This is a genomic window from Bordetella bronchiseptica, assembly GCF_900636925.1.
GTDB classification, from domain to species: domain Bacteria; phylum Pseudomonadota; class Gammaproteobacteria; order Burkholderiales; family Burkholderiaceae_B; genus Bordetella; species Bordetella pertussis.
Window position 1 is genome coordinate 4855070 of the sequence record NZ_LR134326.1, and the last position, 18947, is coordinate 4874016.

Here is an 18947-nt window from a genome sequence, read left to right on the forward strand (position 1 = left end):
CCCGCGATATGGAATAATGCCCCTGCCGCGCCCCACCGGGCGCGCGCCTTTATTTCAGCGAGATACATGCCGCCCCCCTCCCGCAAGCCCGCGGCGCCGCGCCGCGTCCGTCGACCCGCCGCGGCCCCCGTCCCGCGGCTGGCGCCGGTGGCCGGACCGGGCCGGCTGATCGACGAAGGACTGTCGTTCTACGAAGCGTCCCTGGCCGGCAAGGCCGAACGCTACGGGCGCGGCGAAACGCCGCACACCATCCACGTATGGTGGGCGCGCCGCCCCCATTCGGCCATGCGCGCGCTGGTCTACGCCGCCTTGCGCGCGCCCGCCGACAAGCGCGCCGCGGCGCGCCTGTCCGAACTGGGCGCCACCCCCGTGCCGCAGCCCGGGCTGCTGGCCGAGGCCGCCGCGGAGCTGGCCGGCCAGTACGGCGGCGCGCCGCGCGTGCTGGATATGTTCGGCGGCGGCGGCACGATCGCCTTCGAGGCGGCGCTGCTGGGCTGCGACGCCCACTCCATCGACGTCAATGAACTCGCGGTATTCCTGCAGCAGGCCAACCTGACCTACGGCGCCACGCTGGACCATGGCCTGCTCAAGCAGCTGGCGCACCGGCACGGCCAGGCGGTGCTGCAACGGCTGGCCCGGCGCACCGAGACCCTGTATCCGTTGCGCGGCCGCCTGGCCAGCCAGGCGGAAAAACCCATCGTCTATCTCTGGACCTACCGCCACGCCTGTCCGCAATGCGGCTACGCCTATACGCTGTCGCGGCGGCCCTGGCTGTCGAAGAAGGCCGGCAAGGCGCTGGCCATGGTGGCCACGCCCGGCCCCGATGGCGACGGCGTCGACATGGTGTCGCTGCCGGATGGCGAGCCGCCCCCATCGCGCTGGGCCGGACGCGGCGCGACGGCCTGCCCGCGCTGCAGCGCCACCGCCACGCCCGGCATCGCCGACAGCGCCGACCATTGCGTGGCGGTAGTCACGTCGGCCGGCGTGGGCAAGCAATTCGCCCTGCGCGACGATGCCTTGCCCGCGGCCGGCCTGCTGCGCGAACAGGAAGAAACGCTGCTGCAGCGCACCGGCCTGGCCCTGCCCGCGACCACCCTGCCGGCCTGGTCGGGCATCGTCAACCCGGCGCTCTACGGCATGCGCGGCCACGCCGACCTGTTCAATCCGCGCCAACGCCTGGTCACGCTGATGCTGCTGGAGGAACTGCTGGCCGAGCATCGTACGCTGCAGGCCGCGCACGGCGCCGACGTCGCGCGCTTCGTCAGCGCCTCGCTCAGCGGCCTGATCGACCAGATGGTGGACTGGAACTGCCGGCTGTCGATGTGGATTCCGCAGAACGAGCAGGTCGGACGCGCCTTCTGCGGCCCGGGCGTGGCCATGCTGTGGGACTATGCCGAAGTCGATCCGGTCGGCACCGGGCCGGGCAACCTCCACGCCAAGCTGGAACGCATCTGCGCCGGCATCGACGCGCTGGCGCTGCTGCGCCGGCCGGTGCAGGTGCAGCGCGCCTCGGCCGCCGCGCTGCCCTATCCGGACGACAGCTTCGACGCCATCGTTACCGACCCGCCCTATTACGACAATATTTTCTACAGCGTTCTGGCAGATTTCTTCTATGCATGGAAGAAACCGCTTATCGACGCCATCGAAAACCGCCCGACAACGCCGCCCCATGCGCCGACCGCCAATAGCGGCCATGACGAACTGGTGGCCTCGCGGCAGCGCGCCGGCGGCAGCGCGCGCGCGGCTCACGACGAATACTGCGCACGGCTGGGCCAGGCGCTGCGCGAAGCGGCCCGGGTGCTCAAGCCCGACGGCCTGCTGGCCTTCGTCTACAGCCATGCCTCGGTACTGGGCTGGGCCGCCCTGGTGACGGCGTTCCGCGCCGCGCCCTTCACGATCAACAGCGTGCAACCGTTGAGCATCGAGCGCAAGGCGCGGCCGCGCGCCCTGGCATCCGAGGCCGTCAACACCTGCACCACCTTCGTGGCGCGCCGCGCCCAGGCGCCCAGGCCGGTGCTGGCGCGCGCGGCGCTGCAGGCGCAATTCGACGCCATCCTGCGCGGCGGCCTGCACCGCAGCCTGTTGCGGGCCGGCTGGCACGAGCACGATGCCGGCGTGGCGCTGATCGCCCAGGGCGTCGCCCTGCTGGCGAACTGCGCCGCCGTGGAAGATGCCGACACCGCGGCGCTGATCGTCGACTTGGCCGGCCAGGTCAGCGCCCTGCTGCCCGGCTTCTCGATCAAGCAGCGCGCCTCGCTCTAGCGCCAGGCGCGCCTAGGCGCGCGCATCGTCCAGTTGCAGGGTCAGCTGGCGCTGCGCCCCGCGCATCAGGTCCACGCGGGCCTGGATCTTCTTGCTGACCAGCAGTTCCGCAATGGCCTGCTCGCGGCTGAGACCGCGTATGCGCTGCGCCTCGGCGTCCCAGTGGGCGATCTCGTCGTCGAACTGGCGCTGCAGCAGCTGGCGCCGCGCGGCATAGCTGTCGCGCAGCGCCTGCTCGGTCTGGCCCGCCAGGCGGGCCACCAGCTGGTTCAGCCCATGCCAGTACTGACGCGCCTCTTTCCAGGCCGCCGTATCCTGGCCTGCGCGCGTGCCTGCGTACTCCCACAGCGGACGATAATCGCGGCCGGGCTGGTGGTGCCGCACCAGGAATGCCAGTTGCTCGAACGACAGCAGCAGCACATTGTTGTCGATCGCCTGCGCGTACAGCTGGCTGCGGCTCAACGGATACTGGAACGACGGCGCCAGCAGCACCGAATAATCGGCGCTGTAGCCGGCGCCCTGGCGCCACTTCTTCAGCGACGGCACCTTGTAGTCCTTGGGATTGAGGGCCGTGCGGCTCAGGCGGAAGATCTTGCCATCGCCCACGATGCGCTGGTCGCCGCATTCCGCATAGACGTCCGCGGCATCGCTGCGCTCGGCCAGCACCCGGGCCTGGAAACCGAGCTCGCCCAGCGCGCACGCCAGCAGCACATCGCTGTACTTGGCCAGCAGTTTCTCTTCCGACGAATCGTGGCCGATGCATTCGGAAATCACGCCGCCGTGCTGCAGGTGCTCGATGATCTGGTCGCGCGTGCAGGCGCGGATGGCCGCTTCCAGGCGGGCGCAACGCGCGGGAAAGTCGAGGGTGGCGTCGGCGCACAGCCGCACCACGGCCGCCACGACGCCATCGTGCAGCAAGGGATGGGGCAAGGGATCAGAGGTGGTAAGCATAGGGGGGCACTGTACAACACGCTCGCCGACGCCATGGCGGGCGACGGGCACGGCCGCCCCACGGCTTGCCCGTCCATGAAAAAGGCAGCCCCGCAAGGCTGCCCCGGTTGCGCCGGCCGGCCGCGAACGGCCGGCCCGGGCTCAAGGCTTGGGAGCCGGCTTGGGGGCCGGCGCGGCCGGCGCGCCGGCCGCGGGCGCGCCGGCGTCGCCACGGATCTTGGCGGCGATTTCCGAGGCCGCCTTGGCCGACGGCACGCCGAAGGCCAGCACGCCGCGGTTCAGGGGCTCGGCGATGCGCGGGGCGGCGACCAGTTCGCGATCGATCACCAATGCCAGCATATTGCCGATATTCTTGCTGCTGATGTCATTCAGCTTGCGGGCGCCCGCCTCGGTGAAGCGCAGGCCCACGAAGTTCTGGCCCTGGCGGTCGACCAGCGCGGCCGCCTCGGTGAGATCGGCGCGAGTCAGGACCGGCTGCCGTTGCATGTAGAGCGAACCATCCGGCACCTTGACTTCCATCAGACCGTCGCCGGCCTTGGCCTGAGCCACGTAGAACTCGACCGACGCCGCGCTCGCCTGCTGCGAGGAAGCCTGGTCCGCCGGCGTGGCCGCCTGGCCGTCGGTCTTCTTGGACGCGGTGGTGCATCCGGCCAGCACCAGCGTGGAAAAAGCCAGCGTGTAAGCCAGTTTGCGAATGGTCAGTTGCATGATGGTTTCCTTCTTCAGTTTGCAGAGAGGCTGACGCGCCGGACGCGCTGGCCACGGCGTTACAAAAAAGTGTACAGGTCCCCACGCAAGGCCGATAGTCGAGACTGCTTCCAGATGTAAAGACGCAATACGGCCTATACTCCAGGATCACGCAGGGGTACTCGCTGTCCCGCCTTCAAGGCCGGCAGCGTGTTGAGAGAGTCCCTTCGTACCAGTACGGATAATGCCGATGCTGGGAGCGTATTCCAGTTGCCGGCCCTTGCGCCAGCGCGGAATCCATCCCGATTCGGCTCCAAACCTTCTTGATTGGAGCTTTCCATGAACGCCAACCCCAAGTTCCTGGCCGCCACGGCCGAGGTCGACGCAGCCGCCGTCGCGCCGTTGCCCAAATCCCGCAAAGTCTACGAAACCGGCTCGCGCCCGGATATCCGCGTGCCGTTTCGCGAGATCGAGCAGGCCGACACGCCCACCATGTTCGGCGGCGAGAAGAACCCGCCCCTGACCGTCTACGATACCAGCGGCCCGTACACCGACCCGCAGGCCAGCATCGACATCCGCCGCGGCCTGCCGGCCCTGCGCCGGGCCTGGATCGAAGAACGCGGCGACACCGAAGTGCTGGATGGCCCGACCAGCGACTACGGCAAGGAGCGCCTGACCGATCCGAAGCTGACGGCGATGCGCTTCGACCTGCAGCGCCCCCCGCGCCGCGCGCGCGCCGGCGCCAACGTGACGCAGATGCACTATGCGCGCCGCGGCATCGTCACGCCCGAAATGGAATTCATCGCGCTGCGCGAAAACCTGCGCCGCGAACACTACCTGGAAACGCTGCGCGCCAGCGGCCCGGATGGCGAGAAACTGGCCAAGCGCCTGCTGCGCCAGCACCCCGGCCAGTCGTTCGGCGCCGCCCTCCCGTCGGCCATCACGCCCGAATTCGTCCGCGAGGAAGTCGCGCGCGGCCGCGCCATCATCCCGGCCAACATCAACCACCCGGAAATCGAACCGATGATCATCGGCCGCAATTTCCTGGTGAAGATCAACGCCAACATCGGCAACTCGGCCGTCAGCTCCGGCATCGGCGAGGAAGTCGAGAAGATGACCTGGGCGATCCGCTGGGGCGGCGATACGGTCATGGACCTGTCGACCGGCAAGCACATCCACGAAACGCGCGAATGGATCATCCGCAATTCGCCGGTGCCGATCGGCACGGTGCCGATCTACCAGGCGCTGGAGAAGGTCGACGGCAAGGCCGAGGAACTGACCTGGGAAATCTTCCGCGACACGCTGATCGAGCAGGCCGAGCAAGGCGTGGACTACTTCACGATCCATGCCGGCGTGCGCCTGCCCTTCATCCCCATGACGGCCGACCGCATGACCGGCATCGTCTCGCGCGGCGGCTCGATCATGGCCAAGTGGTGCCTGGCGCACCACAAGGAGAGCTTCCTGTACGAGCGCTTCGAGGAAATCTGTGAAATCATGAAGGCCTACGACGTCAGCTTCTCGCTGGGCGACGGCCTGCGCCCCGGCTCGGGCTACGACGCCAACGACGAGGCGCAGTTCGCCGAGCTCAAGACCCTGGGCGAGCTGACCCAGGTGGCCTGGAAGCACGACGTGCAGGTCATGATCGAAGGCCCCGGCCACGTGCCGATGCAGATGATCAAGGAAAACATGGAACTGCAGCTCAAGCATTGCGACGAGGCGCCGTTCTATACCCTGGGCCCGCTGACCACCGACATCGCGCCCGGCTACGACCACATCACCTCGGGCATCGGCGCGGCCCTGATCGGCTGGTACGGCACGGCCATGCTGTGCTACGTGACGCCCAAGGAGCACCTGGGCCTGCCCAACAAGAAGGACGTCAAGGACGGCATCATCACCTACAAGATCGCCGCCCATGCCGCCGACCTGGCCAAGGGACATCCGGGCGCGGCCATCCGCGACAACGCGCTGTCGAAGGCGCGCTTCGAGTTCCGCTGGGACGACCAGTTCAACCTGGGCCTGGATCCGGACACCGCCAAGGAGTTCCACGACGAGACCCTGCCCAAGGACTCGATGAAAGTGGCGCACTTCTGCTCGATGTGCGGGCCGCATTTCTGCAGCATGAAGATCACGCAGGATGTGCGCGACTATGCCGCGGCGCAGGGCGTCAGCGAAAAGGACGCGCTGCAGCAGGGCATGCAGGAAAAGGCGGTGGAGTTCGTCAAGAAGGGCGCCGAGGTCTATCACCGGACCTGAGCGCCGGGCATGGCCCGGCACGGCAAATCGACGGCCGCCGCCCGCGCTCGGGCGGCGCGCGCGAGGCTACAGCAGCTTGCCCGGATTCATGATGCCGGCCGGATCCAGCACCCGCTTGATCTCGCGCATCAGACGCAATTCCAGCGGATCCTTGCTGTGCAGGAAGTGGTCGCGCTTTAGCTGGCCGATGCCATGCTCGGCGCTGATGCTGCCGCCATAGCGCAGCACCTCGTCGAGCACCAGGTCGGTCACGGCATCGCCCTGCTCGGCCGCCCACTCGCGCGGCGCGCCCGCCGGACGCGACAGGTTGTAGTGGAGATTGCCGTCGCCGAAATGGCCGAAGATGAACGGCCGAATATCGGGATAGCGTTCGCGCACGCGCGCCTCGGCCGTTTCCATGAATTCGGGAATGCGCTCGATCGGCAGCGACACGTCGTGCTTGAGATGCGGCCCGTCGGCGCGCTGCGCCTCCGAGATTTCCTCGCGCAGGCGCCACAGCGTCTGCAATTGCGCCAGCGAAGCCGACACGGCCGCATCCAGGCACAGCTCGCGCTCCAGCGCCGCACCGATCACCTCCTCGACCAGGGCGTTGAGCGCGGCCTCGTCAATCGTGTCGGCCAGCTCGACCAGCACGTAGGCGGGATAGCGCTGCGCGAACGGCTCGTGCAAGCCGTCGACATGCGTGAGCACCAGGTCCAGGCAATCGCCGCTGAAATACTCGAAGGCCTGCAGGCGCGCGCCGCATTGCTCGAACAGCAGCTCGTACAGCTGCAGCGCCTGGCGCGGCGACTCGACCGCCGCCAGCACCACCGTGCGCGTGTCGGCGCGCGGAAACAGCCGCAGCGCCACTGCGGTGATCACGCCCAGCGTGCCTTCGGAGCCGATCAGCAGCTGCTTGAGGTCGTAGCCGGTGTTGTCCTTGCGCAGCGTGCGCAGGCCGTGCAGGACTTCGCCGTTGGGCAGCACCGCCTCCAGGCCCAGCACCAGTTCGCGCGCCATCCCGTAGCGCACCACGTTGACACCGCCGGCGTTGGTGGCGACGTTGCCGCCGATCTGGCTCGAATCCTCGGCCGCCAGCGACAACGGCAGCAGGCGGTTGGCGTCCTGGGCGGCGCGACGCAGGTTGCCCAGGATGCAGCCGGCCTCGGCCACCATGGTGTTGGCCACGGTATCCAGCGCGCGGATCGCGTTCATGCGCTCCAGGCTGAGCACCACGTTGGCCTGCGCGGCGTCCGGCGTGGCGCCGCCGCACAGGCCGGTATTGCCGCCGCGCGGCACCACCGGCACGCCCGCCTGCTGGCACAGCGCCAGGCAGCGCGCCACTTCGTCGGTCGTGCGCGGCCGCACCACCGCCTGGGCCTGGCCTCGGTAGATGCCGCGCCAGTCGCTCAGCCAGGGTTCGATATCGGCCGGGCTGGTCGCCACCACATCGGCGCCCAGCGCCTGCGTCAATCGTTGCGGAAATTCGGATGCACTCATGGTCGGGGCCGCACGGTCAAAGGTTCATGTCGAGCTGCAGGCGCGCCGCCGCGCCCAGCAGATGGTGTTGCGCCGCCGCGCGCGCCGCCTCGGGCTCGCCGCGTTCGATGGCGCGGTAGATCGCCAGGTGCTCTTCGTGCACCGCGTGCACGGGGTCGCCCTGGCGCCGCGTATTGGCGCGCGCGGTCTCCACCGCCTGGCGCAATTGCAGGTTGAGGTATTGCAGCAACTGCAGGTAATAGGGATTGGCGGTCGCCGTGGCGATGGCCACGTGGAAACCCACGTCGTGGACCACGCCCTGCTCGGGTTCGATGGGCTCGCGCTGCAGCGCCTGCAGGGCCTGCCGCATGCGGTCGAGGTCGGCGGCGCCGCGACGGCGCGCCGCCAGTGCGGCCGCCCCGCCTTCGAGCTCCATGCGCAGCTCGTACACCCGCGCCAGATGCGCGCGGTCCAGGCCGCCCGCGGGCACCTGGAAGCCGCCAGCCGGCGTGCGGGCCACCACCGTACAGCCCGAGCCCTGCCGGCTTTGCACCAGGCCCTGGGCGCGCAGGCGCTCGGTCGCCTCGCGGATGACCGCGGCGCTCACGCCGTATTGCTGCGCCAGCGCACGGCCGGTCGGCAGCTTGGCGCCCACGGCGTAGGCGCCATCGGCGATGGCGCGGGCCAGTTGTCCGGCGACCTGGTCGGTAAGCGTGGGGGTGGGCTGGAGCATGCGGGGATTATAGGCTGATTTATCAGGTTATATGAAAACTTCTTCGACCAGTATGCGCGGATCGGCGCGCCGCCGCGCCGGTATGCCCGCCATTTGAATCAGGAAGTGGCGGCCCCGGCCGCCGGATGCGCCCCGCCTAGGCGCAATGCGCCGCGTCGCCGCGCGCGTGCTCGGCGGCCTGCCCGCCCTGCCCGCACACCGCGCAGTCCGGATCGCGCGGCACGTTGACGCTATGCCATTGCATGCTGCGCACGTCCAGCTGCAGCAGGCGCCCGGCCAGGCTCTGGCCGATGCCAGCCAGCAGCTTCAAGGCCTCGGCGGCCTGCACGCTGCCGATGATGCCCACCAGCGGCGCGAACACGCCGGTGGTGGCGCAGTTGAGTTCCTCGACATCGTCGGCCTCGGGGAACAGGCAGTGATAGCACGGCGCCTGCGCATCGCGCAGGTCATACACGCTGACCTGGCCATCGAAGCGAATGGCCGCGCCCGACACCAGCGGCTTGCGGTGCCGTACACAGGCGCGGTTGATGGCGTGGCGGGTGGCGAAGTTGTCCGAACAGTCCAGCACCACGTCAGCCTGCGCCACGGCGGCATCCAGGGCGGCGCCGGCCAGGCGCTCGACGCGCGCCTCGACCTGCGTTTCCGGATTGAAGCGGGCCAGCATGTCGCGGCCCGACTCGGCCTTGGCGCGGCCCACGCTGTCGCTGGCGTGCAGGATCTGGCGCTGCAGGTTGCTGAGTTCGACCACGTCGTCGTCGACCAGGGTGATATGCCCCACGCCGGCCGTGGCCAGGTAAAGCGCGGCCGGGCAGCCCAGGCCGCCTGCGCCGATGATCAGCACACGCGCCGCCAGGAACCGCTCCTGCCCCTCGATGCCGAGTTCGTCGAGCAGGATATGGCGGGCGTAGCGCAGCAGCTGCTGGTCGTTCATTTGCTCTTGGCGGGCTCCACACCAGTCGGCGTGATCGTCATGCGCTGGGTCTTGCCTTCGCTGGGTTTGATGTCGGCCTTGGCCTGCGCGCGGGCCGAACCTTTCTGTACCGGCTTGCCGGCCAGCAGGTTCAGCGCCTGTTGCAGCTGGAAGTCGTCCTTGCCGCCGAACTCGAACGCCTTGCCGGCCACTTCGGTGTTGTCGTCGTTGTTCGACTTGACCTCGGCGTCGGGGCTTTGCTGGTTCGACAGGTGGCGCTGCAGGTCGGCTTCGCGCGGCAGACGGAACAGATCGCCGTCGGCGGTATCGGCCACGACATAGTCGGGTTCGATGCCGGTGGCCTGGATCGAGCGGCCGCTGGGCGTGAAGTAGCGCGACGTGGTCAGCTTGACCGCCGTGCTTTCGCTCAGCGGCAGGATGACCTGCACCGAGCCCTTGCCGAACGTGCGGTTGCCCAGCACCTTGGCGCGCTTGTGGTCTTGCAGCGCCCCCGCCACGATCTCGGAGGCGGAAGCCGAACCCACGTTGACCAGCACCACCATCGGCACGGTCTTGACCCAGCCTGGCAGGTCGTTGAGGTAATTGCCTTCGCCGCGCGCGTATTCGCTGGGCGTGGCGCGGTACTTGTGGCGCGAATCGGGCGTGCGGCCGTCGGTCGACACCACCAGGGCGTCGGGCGGCAGGAAGGCGCCGGCCACGCCGATGGCGCTGGTCAGCAGGCCGCCCGGATCGTTACGCAGGTCCAGCACCAGGCTCTTGGGCGCACCCTTGGCGCCGAGTTCCTTCAGATGACGCGCCAGATCGGGGCCGGTCTTCTCCTGGAACTGCGCGATGCGCAGGTAGGCCACGTTGTTGTCCAGCATCTTGCTGCGCACGCTGCGCACCTTGATGATGTCGCGCACGATCTTGACCACGATGGGCTGCGGCCGGTCGGCGCGCATGATCGTCAGCGTGATGGGCGACTTGGGCGCGCCGCGCATCAGCTTGACCGCGTCGTTGAGCGACATGCCCTTGGTGGGCGTGTCGTCGATCTTGATGATCAGGTCGCCCGCCTGGATGCCGGCGCGCGCGGCCGGCGTGTCCTCGATGGGCGAGATCACTTTCACGAAGCCGTCTTCGGCGCCGACCTCGATGCCCAGCCCGCCGAACTCGCCCTGCGTGGCCGTCTGCATTTCCCGGAAAGCGTCGGCATCCAGATAGGCCGAGTGCGGGTCCAGGTTGGACACCATGCCGGAGATCGCGTTGCCGATCAGCGTCTTGTCGTCGACCGCCTCGACATAGTTGTTCTTGATGGCCGCGAACACATTGCTGAGCTGCCGCAGTTCATCGAGCGGCAGGGGACTGCCGCGCTGCGCGACCGCGGACACGCCCACGCTCAGCAGGATGCCCGCCACCGCGCCGATGGCTACCAGACCGAAACCACGAAACTTGCGAGTGCTCATGCACACTTCCCGATATTGATGCCGGATTATTGGGCCAGCCACTGGGCCGGGTCCACCGGTGCGCCACGATGGCGAATTTCAAAGTATAGGCCCGATTCCACTTGGCCGCCGGTCGCGCCTACCGTAGCAATAGTATCGCCTGCCGCCACCCGGTCGCCCACCCGTTTGAGCAGGCTCTGGTTGTAAGCGTATACCGTCAGGTACTGCTGTCCATGGTCGACAATGATGAGATTGCCAAAACCCCTCAGCCATTCGGCGTAGACCACGGTGCCGGGGGCCACCACCTTGACCGGCGTGCCCTCGGCGGTGCGCAGCACCAGCCCGCGCCACACGCCGCCATCGGGACGGTCGACGCCGAAGCGGCCCTGGATCGTCCCGCGCACCGGCATCGGCAGCCCGCGCCGCAGGCCATTGCCGCCGCCCACCGGGGCGGCGGACGCCGTGCGGGCGGGCGCGGCCTCGCGCGGCGCCGGCTCGGCCGGTTCGGCGCGAGCCGCCGGGCGGGTTTCGCGCGGCGGCGCGGCCTGCGGATCGACCAGCCGGCCGCCCTCGACCTGGCGCAGGCCAGCGGCGTCAGGGTCGGCCAGCGCCACCGGGCCGCGCCCCTGGCGGGCGGCCGCCTCGGCCTGCTCGCGCGCGGCGGCGGCGTCGCGCGCCTCGGCATCGCGCGCCTGCTGCGCCTGGCGGGCCGTCTCGGCCTGGCGCCGGGCGTCGGCCTCGCGGGCCGCGGCGGCCTGACGAGCCGCCTCCTGCTGGCGCGCCGCCTCGGCGCGGCGCGCGGCCTCCGCCTGGCGGGCTTCCTCTTCCTTGCGGCGGGCCTCCTCGGCGGCGCGCAGGCGGGCATCTTCCTCCGCCTGGCGCGCGATGGCGCTTCCCAGGTCGTCGATCAGGTGCGACAGCCGCTGGTCGTCACGGCCCAGCTTGCCGGCCTCGGCGCGTTGCGCCGCAATCTGTCCCTCTAATTTCGCCAACAGGGTGGCGCGGGTTTTCTGCTGTTCGACCAGCGCGGCCTTCTGGCTGGACGTCTCGGCCACCAGCGTCTGGATGTCGTCGCGGCGGGCATCGGCCTGCCCCTGCAGCGCCGCGAGCCGGGCGATATCCTCGCGCAACGCATGCACCGCCTGCGCGCGGGCGCGCGATACATAGTCCAGGTAGCCCAGGTTGCGGCCCAGCTGCTGCGGGTCGTCGCCCGACAGCAGGGCCGTCCAGGGCGACAGGCCGCTGGTGTACTGGGTGCGCAGCTGGTCGGCCAGCTCGGCGCGGCGCTTTTGCAGCACCGCCTGCTGCGCCACCACCTGCTTTTCCAGGCCGGCGAGTTCGGCTTCGGCCTTGCGGCTGGTCTCGCCCAATTCACGCAGCCGGAGATTGATGCGCGAAATGGCTGATTCGGATTCCTTCAACGCGTCGGCGGCCTCCTTGCGGGCGGCCTCGCGCGTGTCGATCTCTTTCTGCAGCGCGTCGATGCGGTCGCGCAGCGCGGCCTGCTGTCGTTCGGCTTCGGACTGACGGCCCGCCAGGTCCGAAACCGCCCAGGCCGCCGGTGGCGCCACCGCCACCGCCGCCCACACCAGCAAACCCGCCGCGACCCGCATGAATCAGTCCTTTTTCGCCTTGCCCTGCGCCGCCACGGCAGCCATCGCCGCCTCGATCTCGGCGGCATCGCCCAGATAATAGTGGCGAATCGGCTTCAGGTCCTCATCCAATTCATACACCAGAGGCTGGCCGGTCGGAATATTCACGCCCACGATGTCATCATCGGAAACATTGTCGAGGTGCTTGATCAGCGCGCGCAGGCTGTTGCCATGCGCGGCCACCAGGACGCGGCGGCCGGCGCGGATGGCCGGGGCGATCGATTCGTTCCAGAACGGCAGCACGCGCGCCACCGTATCCTTCAGGCATTCGGTGGCCGGCAGCTGGTCGGCCGGAATCTTGGCGTAGCGGCCATCGAAACGCGGGTGGCGCGGATCTTCCAGGTCCAGCGGCTCCGGGGCGATCGCGTAGGCGCGGCGCCAGATCAGCACCTGCTCGTCGCCGTACTTGGCGGCGGTCTCGGCCTTGTTCAGGCCTTGCAGCTGGCCGTAGTGGCGCTCGTTCAGGCGCCAGTTGATGCCCACCGGGGTATACATGGCGTCCATGGCGTCCAGGGCGATCCAGAGCGTACGGATAGCGCGCTTGAGCACCGAGGTATAGGCCAGGTCGAAGGCGTAGCCCTCGCGCTTGAGCAATTCGCCCGCCTTGCGGGCCTGCTCGCGGCCGGTTTCGGTCAGGTCCACATCGGTCCAGCCCGTGAAACGGTTTTCCAGGTTCCACTGGCTTTCGCCGTGGCGCATCAGAACAAGTTTGTACATGGTGTAGGCCGCAACCTGAGCGGGTTAAAGTTGAACAATGCGGTCATTTTATAATTGACTGGTTTTTCTCTGCTTTTCCCCCTGGCCCGCCCTGTTTCGCGGCGCGGCCGGGCCGTTGTTTCCAGGCTCGCGCCGCCCCCCCTAGGATGCCCTGTGGATTTACTGCAATTCTTGATCGATAAAAACAACGTCTTCATCGTCGCCGTGGCCGTGGTGTCGGGCATCATGCTGATGCTGCCGGCCCTGCGCAAGGGCCGCGCCGGCGCCGCGGTGGGTACGTCCGAAGCCATCCAGATGGTCAACCAGCGCCAGGCCGTCTGGGTCGACGTGCGCCCGACCGAGCAGTTCCAGGCCGGCCACATCGCGCAGGCCCGCAGCCTGCCCGCCGCCGACCTCGAGAAGAAGGCCGGCGCGCTGCCCAAGAACAAGCCCCTGATCGTCGTGTGCGAGCAGGGCCGCGACGCCGCGCGCATCGCCGCGCGCCTGCGTTCGCAGGGCTTTGCCGAAGTGTCGGTGCTCGAGGGCGGCATGCGCGCCTGGTTTGCCGCCGGCCTGCCGGTCACCCAGAAAGGCTGAGTGCCCGCCATCCCATCCCCACCCGGAGCGACCATGCAGAAAGTAGTGATGTACAGCAAGGACTATTGTCCCTACTGTGCGCGCGCCCAGGCGCTGCTCAAGCAGCGCGGCGTCGCCGATCTCGAAATCATCCGTATCGACCAGGATCCGTCGCAACGCGACATCATGATCGAGCGCACCGGCCGGCGCACGGTCCCGCAGATTTTCATCGGCGAGACCCATGTCGGCGGGAGCGACGACCTGCAGGCGCTGGACCGCTCAGGCGGCCTGCTCCCGCTGCTCAACGGCGGCTGAAGGCGCTCGCCGCGCCGCCATTCCACTCGTTTTTCATTCACCCGGAAATTCTCATGGCTGATCAGGACCAAACCAACCAGCAAGCGGGCTCGGACGCGCCCTCGTTCAATCTGCAGCGCGTCTACCTGAAGGACTTGTCGCTGGAAATGCCCAATGCGCCGCACGTGTTCCTGGAACAGGAAGCGCCGCAAGTCGAGGTCAGCATCAACGTGGGCGGCCAGCGCCTGGCCGAGACCGTGTTCGAGTCGACCGTGACCGTGACCGTCACCACCCGCGTCAACGACAAGGTGCTGTACCTGGTCGAAGGCACCCAGGCCGGCATCTTCGAACTGGCCAACATCCCGGCCGAGCAGATGGACCCCCTGCTGGGCATCGTGTGCCCCACCATGCTGTATCCGTACCTGCGCGCCAACGTGGCCGACGCCATCACGCGCACCTCGCTGCCGGCCCTGCACCTGGCCGAAGTCAACTTCCAGGCCCTGTACGAGCAACGCCTGGCCGAAATGGCCCAGCAGCAACCGGACGCCGCCAACGGCAACGACTCGGGCATCATCCTGCCCCCGGGCGCCACGCGCCAGTAAGTCCGCGGCCAAGCCATGAGCCAAGCACGCCCCGCCACGCTGCGCGTCGCCGTGCTGGGCGCCGGCAGCTGGGGCACCGCCCTGGCGGCCGCGGCCAGCCGGCGCCACCCCACTGTTCTGTGGGCGCGCGACGGCGCCCAGGCGCAGGCCATGGCGGCCCGGCACGAAAACACCCGCTACCTGCCTGGCGTGGCGCTGCCGCCCGCCCTGCAGGTCAGCGCCGACCTGGCGCAGGCGCTCACGCACCTGGCGCACGATCCCGCCCACGCCCTCATCATCCTGGGCGTGCCGGTCGCCGGCATGACGCCGCTGTGCACCGAACTGGCCGCCCGCCTGCCGGCCCTGGGCCTGCAGGCCGTGCCGCTGGTATGGACCTGCAAGGGATTCGAGGAACAGACAGCCCGCCTGCCCCATGAAACCGTGCAGGCCGCGCTGGGCGCCATGCCCGGCCTGGCCGCCGGCGTTCTTTCCGGCCCGTCGTTCGCGCGCGAGGTCGCGCAGGGGCTGCCCGTGGCCCTGACCGTCGCCAGCGAATCGTCCGCCGTGCGCGACGCCGTCACGACCGCCCTGCACGGCGCGGCGGTGCGCATCTACGCCAGCACCGACGTGGTCGGCGTCGAAGTCGGCGGCGCGCTCAAGAACGTCATCGCCGTGGCCTGCGGCATCTGCGACGGCCTGGCGCTGGGCACCAACGCCCGCGCCGCGCTGATCACCCGCGGCCTGGCGGAGATGGCGCGCTTTGGCGCCGCGCTGGGCGCGCAACAGGAAACCTTCGCCGGCCTTACCGGCCTGGGCGACCTGGTGCTGACCGCCACCGGCGAACTGTCGCGCAACCGGCGGGTCGGGCTGGAGATCGGCGCCGGCCGCAAGCTGGCCGACATCCTGGCCAGCGGCATGACCGCCGAGGGCGTACGCTGCGCGCGGGCCGCGCGCGACCGCGCCCGCGCACTGAACATCGAATTGCCGATCACCGAGGCCGTCTGCGCCGTGCTGTTCGAGGGACTGTCGCCCATGACGGCGGTATCGGCCCTGCTGGCACGCGAGGCGCGCCCCGAAAGCCCGACGCCATAACGCCCGCACTCCCGAAAACCGCTCGTATCGCCCTGAAAACCAAGGAGTCCCTTCATGCTTGAACGCCTTGCCCGGGCTGGCCGCCTGCTGCGCCGTCTGTGCGCCCCGCTGGCCGTCGCCGCCCTGCTGCCCGCCGCCGCCCACGCCGCCTGGCCCGAACGGCCCATCCATCTGGTGGTGCCGTTCCCGCCGGGCTCCTCGCCCGACCTGCTGGCGCGCACCATCGCCGAGCCGCTGTCGCAGGCGCTGCAGCAATCCATCGTGATCGACAACAAGCCGGGCGCCGGCGGCAATATCGGCACCCGCATGGTGGCGCAGGCAAAGCCTGACGGCTACACCCTGCTCTACACCATCAACGGGCCGCTGGTCACCGCCCCGACCCTGTACAAGCGCACGCTGGGCTACGACCCGCTGAAGGACCTCGCGCCGGTCACGCTGGTGGCCACCAGCCCCAATGTGCTGACGGTGCCGGCCAGCCTGCCCGTCGACAACGTGCAGGATTTCGTCAAGCTGGCGCGCGAGCGCGCCGGCGCGCTGAATTATGGCTCGGTCGGCCCCGGCAGCTCGGCCCACCTGGCCATGGAAATGTTCAAGCACGAAGCCGGCATCGACCTCACGCAGATCCCGTATCCGGGCTTTCCGCAGGTGATCACCGCCATCATCGGCGGCGACGTGCACGCCGGTTTCATGGTGCCCGCCATCGCCATGCCGCACGCACGCGACGGCAAGGTCAAGACGCTGGCCGTCACCAGCCTGGAGCCCAGCGACGCGCTGCCCGGCATCCCGACCATGGCCTCGCAAGGCTATCCCGGCTTCGAGGCCATTTCCTGGAACGCCATCCTGGCCCCGGCCGGCACGCCCGCGCCCATCGTCGAGCGCCTGAACCGCGAACTGGCCACCATCATCGACAGCGACGCGGTGCGCAAGCAACTGGCCGTGCAGTACTTCACGCCCGCCCCCTCCAGTCCGCAGGCGCTGACCGAACGCATCCAGGCGGAGAAAGCGCGCTGGGACCAGGTGATCGGCCGTTTGAACCTGTCGCTGGACTGAGCGGGCGCCTGTCCCGCCTCAGATACTGCCGGCGTACCCCGACTGGCGCCAGGCCTCGAACACCGTCACCGCCACCGCGTTGGACAGATTGAGGCTGCGCTGGCCCGGCCGCATGGGCAGCCGCAGTTGCTGGGCTGGTCCGAACAGCGCCATGTGCGCCTCGGACAGCCCGGCGGTTTCCCGCCCGAACACGAACACATCGCCCGCCTGGAACGCCATGTCGGCCAGGCTGGCGGGCGCGCGCGTGGTCAGCGCGAAGACGCGCGCCGCAGCCGCGCCGGTGGCCGCCAGCGCCTGCGGCAGCGTGTCGTGCACCTGCACCGGCTGCCACTCGTGATAATCCAGCCCGGCGCGACGCAGGCGCGCATCGTCCAGCTCGAACCCCAGCGGGCGCACCAGATGCAGCTGCGCGCCGGTATTGGCGCACAGGCGTATGGCATTGCCCGTGTTGGGCGGGATTTCCGGAGAGACCAGGACGACGTGGAACATGGCGGGATGGGCGCGCGGGCGCCGCGTGCATGACGGAAAGACCGCCATTTTGCCAGCCTTGGCCTGGGCGGACTTCAGCCATGGCTGGCCGGCGTGCGCGCCGCGGCCAGCACGATGACGCGGCCGGCGCCGGCGGCCAGCAGGGCGCGCGCGGCGCAATGCGCCGTGGCGCCCGTGGTGACCACATCGTCGACCAGGGCCACGGTGGCGCCGGCCGGCACCGGCAGGGCGCGCCACCGGCCCGTGGCGCCCCGGAGCCGGTCGCGGCGGCCGCGCAGCGTCTGGCGGCCGGCAGGCACCCGGGCCGGGCGCAGCTGGGTACGCGCCAGCGGCCAGCCCAGGCGCGCGGCCAGCGCGGCCGCCAATTCCGCCGCCGGATTGAAGCCCCGCCGGCGCAGCGACGCCGCGCTGGCCGGCACCGGCACCAGCAGGCAGGGGCCGCGCAGCGGCGGATCGGCCTGCCGGATGGCGCGCAGCATCAGGTCGGCCAGCGCCAGGGCCAGCTCATGCCGGCACGCGGTCTTGTAGCGGGAGATCAGCCCGCGGTAGGGCCCGGCGTAATCGAGCGCCGCCACCACGCGCTGGTAGGCGGGCCGCAGGCGCAGGCAATCGGCGCAATGGCGCGCCCGCGGCGCCAGGCGCACCGCGCAGCAGCGGCAGCGCGGCGTGGCCGGTCCCAGGGCCGCCATGGCCTCGGCGGCGCAGGGCTCGCACAGGCGGCCGCCGGCGGCGCGCAGGCCGCACAACGGGCAGTCCGACGGCAACCGGGCAAGCCAGCGCCGCGAATGCGCGATAATGTGGGTCATGGGCCGCCTGGCTCCCTCGATGCGGGCGTGCGCCCGATGGCCCTGATCACATCATGCCTGCCCGCGCCCGTGGGCGGCACCGCGATACAAATGTCCTTGCCTCCTTCCCTGCCTTCGCTTCCCATCGTGGCCGCCGACGTGGTGCGCCAGTTCTCCCGCCGCGGCGATCTCGCGCAGGCCCAGTTCCTGTATGGTGAAGTCGCGCAGCGCATGATGGGCCGGCTGCGCTATATCAGGCTGCAACCGGCGGCCCTGCTGGACGCCGGCTGCGGCGCGGGCGCCAGCCTGCCGCTGCTGCGCGACCGCTTTCCGAACGCCGCCTATACCGGGCTGGACGCCGCCGAGCCGCTGCTGGCACACGCGCGCCAGGCCTGGACGCCGGGCGGCGTGGCCGCCTGGCTGGGACGCCTGGCCCAGCGCGGCAAGCCCGCCGTCTCTTTCGTGCGCGCCGACCTGGCCGCCAGCGGGCTGCCGCCCGAGCAGCTGGACCTGGTGTGGTCCAACCTGGCCCTGCACTGGCATCCCGAGCCGCACGCGGTCCTGGCCGAATGGCGCCGCATCCTCAAGGTGGGCGGGCTGGCGATGTTTTCCTGCCTGGGTCCCGGAACGCTACGCGAGCTGCGCGAGGCGCTGGCCGATGCCGGCCTGCGCACGGCCACGCCGGCCTTCGTGGACATGCACGATTTTGGCGACCTGCTGGTCGAGAACGGTTTTGCCGATCCGGTAATGGACCAGGAAACCCTGACACTGACCTACGAGACCCCCCAGCGCCTGCTGGAGGATGTGCGCGCCCTGGGCGGCAACCCGGCGCGCGGCCGGCGCGCCGGCCTGGCCGGGCGCGCCTGGCTGGATCGCCTGCATGCGGCGCTGGAGGCCCGGCGCGGCCCGCAAGGTCGCATCAGCCTGAGCATCGAAGTGGCATACGGCCACGCCTGGCGGGCGCCGGCGCGGCGCACCGCGCCCGGCGAAACCCATCTCTCGGTCAGCGCCATCGGCGGACGCCGGGCAGGCTGAC

At 69.9% G+C, this 18947-nt stretch carries 18 protein-coding genes; 8 read left to right on the forward strand and 10 right to left on the reverse strand.

The window, feature by feature from the left end:
• Positions 1 to 66: 66 nt before the first annotated feature.
• Positions 67 to 2262: a DUF1156 domain-containing protein gene (locus EL288_RS22660; protein WP_003807447.1), complete on the forward strand. Its 2196-nt coding sequence runs from the start codon at positions 67 to 69 to the stop codon at positions 2260 to 2262.
• A 12-nt stretch (positions 2263 to 2274) separates the two neighbouring features.
• Here the strand turns inward: EL288_RS22660 and EL288_RS22665 are convergent, their stop codons facing one another.
• Together EL288_RS22665 and EL288_RS22670 are read right to left on the reverse strand one after the other, a co-directional pair.
• The gene (locus EL288_RS22665) at positions 2275 to 3264 is read right to left on the reverse strand and encodes a HindIII family type II restriction endonuclease (protein ID WP_010925760.1); all 990 of its coding nucleotides are present in this window, start codon (positions 3262 to 3264) and stop codon (positions 2275 to 2277) included.
• 90 nt (positions 3265 to 3354) lie between these two features.
• Entirely contained in the window at positions 3355 to 3921 is a 567-nt protein-coding gene (locus tag EL288_RS22670) for a lipoprotein (protein WP_003807442.1), read from the reverse strand.
• 318 nt (positions 3922 to 4239) lie between these two features.
• Between EL288_RS22670 and thiC the strand changes: the two genes are divergently transcribed.
• Positions 4240 to 6153: a phosphomethylpyrimidine synthase ThiC gene (gene thiC, locus EL288_RS22675; RefSeq protein WP_003807441.1), complete on the forward strand. Its 1914-nt coding sequence runs from the start codon at positions 4240 to 4242 to the stop codon at positions 6151 to 6153.
• 66 nt (positions 6154 to 6219) lie between these two features.
• Here thiC and EL288_RS22680 read toward each other — a convergent pair whose 3' ends face one another.
• The 6 genes from EL288_RS22680 to gpmA form a co-directional block, all read right to left on the reverse strand.
• Positions 6220 to 7632 (reverse strand): FAD-binding oxidoreductase, encoded by a 1413-nt coding sequence (locus EL288_RS22680; protein WP_003807440.1) that lies wholly within the window; start codon positions 7630 to 7632, stop codon positions 6220 to 6222.
• Between the two features lie 16 nt (positions 7633 to 7648).
• A complete protein-coding gene (locus EL288_RS22685) occupies positions 7649 to 8344 on the reverse strand; it encodes a FadR/GntR family transcriptional regulator (protein ID WP_003818947.1) in 696 nt (231 codons plus the stop codon).
• A gap of 136 nt (positions 8345 to 8480) precedes the next feature.
• Positions 8481 to 9275 (reverse strand): HesA/MoeB/ThiF family protein, encoded by a 795-nt coding sequence (locus tag EL288_RS22690; protein ID WP_003807436.1) that lies wholly within the window; start codon positions 9273 to 9275, stop codon positions 8481 to 8483.
• Positions 9272 to 10717 (reverse strand): protease CptA, encoded by a 1446-nt coding sequence (gene cptA / locus EL288_RS22695; protein ID WP_033446625.1) that lies wholly within the window; start codon positions 10715 to 10717, stop codon positions 9272 to 9274. The genes EL288_RS22690 and cptA overlap by 4 nt, the downstream gene beginning before the upstream one ends.
• Positions 10718 to 10743: 26 nt before the next feature.
• The gene (locus EL288_RS22700) at positions 10744 to 12309 is read right to left on the reverse strand and encodes a murein hydrolase activator EnvC family protein (RefSeq protein ID WP_033460250.1); all 1566 of its coding nucleotides are present in this window, start codon (positions 12307 to 12309) and stop codon (positions 10744 to 10746) included.
• Between the two features lie 3 nt (positions 12310 to 12312).
• On the reverse strand, positions 12313 to 13065 hold the full coding sequence (gene gpmA / locus EL288_RS22705) for a 2,3-diphosphoglycerate-dependent phosphoglycerate mutase (protein ID WP_003807430.1): 753 nt from the start codon (positions 13063 to 13065) through the stop codon (positions 12313 to 12315).
• Between the two features lie 153 nt (positions 13066 to 13218).
• Here gpmA and EL288_RS22710 point away from each other — a divergent pair, with 153 nt between their 5' ends.
• From EL288_RS22710 to EL288_RS22730, 5 genes are read left to right on the forward strand one after another with little or no spacing between them, the layout of a single operon-like run.
• Complete coding sequence (locus tag EL288_RS22710; protein WP_010929909.1) at positions 13219 to 13641, forward strand: rhodanese-like domain-containing protein; 423 nt, start codon at positions 13219 to 13221, stop codon at positions 13639 to 13641.
• A gap of 33 nt (positions 13642 to 13674) precedes the next feature.
• Positions 13675 to 13935, forward strand: a complete 261-nt coding sequence (gene grxC / locus EL288_RS22715; RefSeq protein WP_010929908.1) for a glutaredoxin 3 — start codon at positions 13675 to 13677, stop codon at positions 13933 to 13935.
• Between the two features lie 53 nt (positions 13936 to 13988).
• Complete coding sequence (gene secB / locus EL288_RS22720; protein WP_003807422.1) at positions 13989 to 14516, forward strand: protein-export chaperone SecB; 528 nt, start codon at positions 13989 to 13991, stop codon at positions 14514 to 14516.
• Positions 14517 to 14531: 15 nt separating this feature from the next.
• On the forward strand, positions 14532 to 15587 hold the full coding sequence (locus tag EL288_RS22725; protein ID WP_003807417.1) for an NAD(P)H-dependent glycerol-3-phosphate dehydrogenase: 1056 nt from the start codon (positions 14532 to 14534) through the stop codon (positions 15585 to 15587).
• Positions 15588 to 15641: 54 nt separating this feature from the next.
• The gene (locus EL288_RS22730; protein WP_003807415.1) at positions 15642 to 16637 is read left to right on the forward strand and encodes a Bug family tripartite tricarboxylate transporter substrate binding protein; all 996 of its coding nucleotides are present in this window, start codon (positions 15642 to 15644) and stop codon (positions 16635 to 16637) included.
• 18 nt (positions 16638 to 16655) lie between these two features.
• On the opposite strand, the gene EL288_RS22735 is transcribed toward EL288_RS22730, so the two are convergent.
• Entirely contained in the window at positions 16656 to 17126 is a 471-nt protein-coding gene (locus tag EL288_RS22735) for a tRNA (cytidine(34)-2'-O)-methyltransferase (RefSeq protein WP_033447644.1), read from the reverse strand.
• A 74-nt stretch (positions 17127 to 17200) separates the two neighbouring features.
• Positions 17201 to 17932 (reverse strand): phosphoribosyltransferase family protein, encoded by a 732-nt coding sequence (locus EL288_RS22740; protein ID WP_362917185.1) that lies wholly within the window; start codon positions 17930 to 17932, stop codon positions 17201 to 17203.
• 36 nt (positions 17933 to 17968) lie between these two features.
• Here EL288_RS22740 and EL288_RS22745 point away from each other — a divergent pair, with 36 nt between their 5' ends.
• Positions 17969 to 18946, forward strand: coding sequence for a methyltransferase domain-containing protein (locus EL288_RS22745; protein ID WP_049788683.1), 978 nt, complete (start codon positions 17969 to 17971; stop codon positions 18944 to 18946).
• The last annotated feature ends 1 nt before the right edge of the window (position 18947 follow it).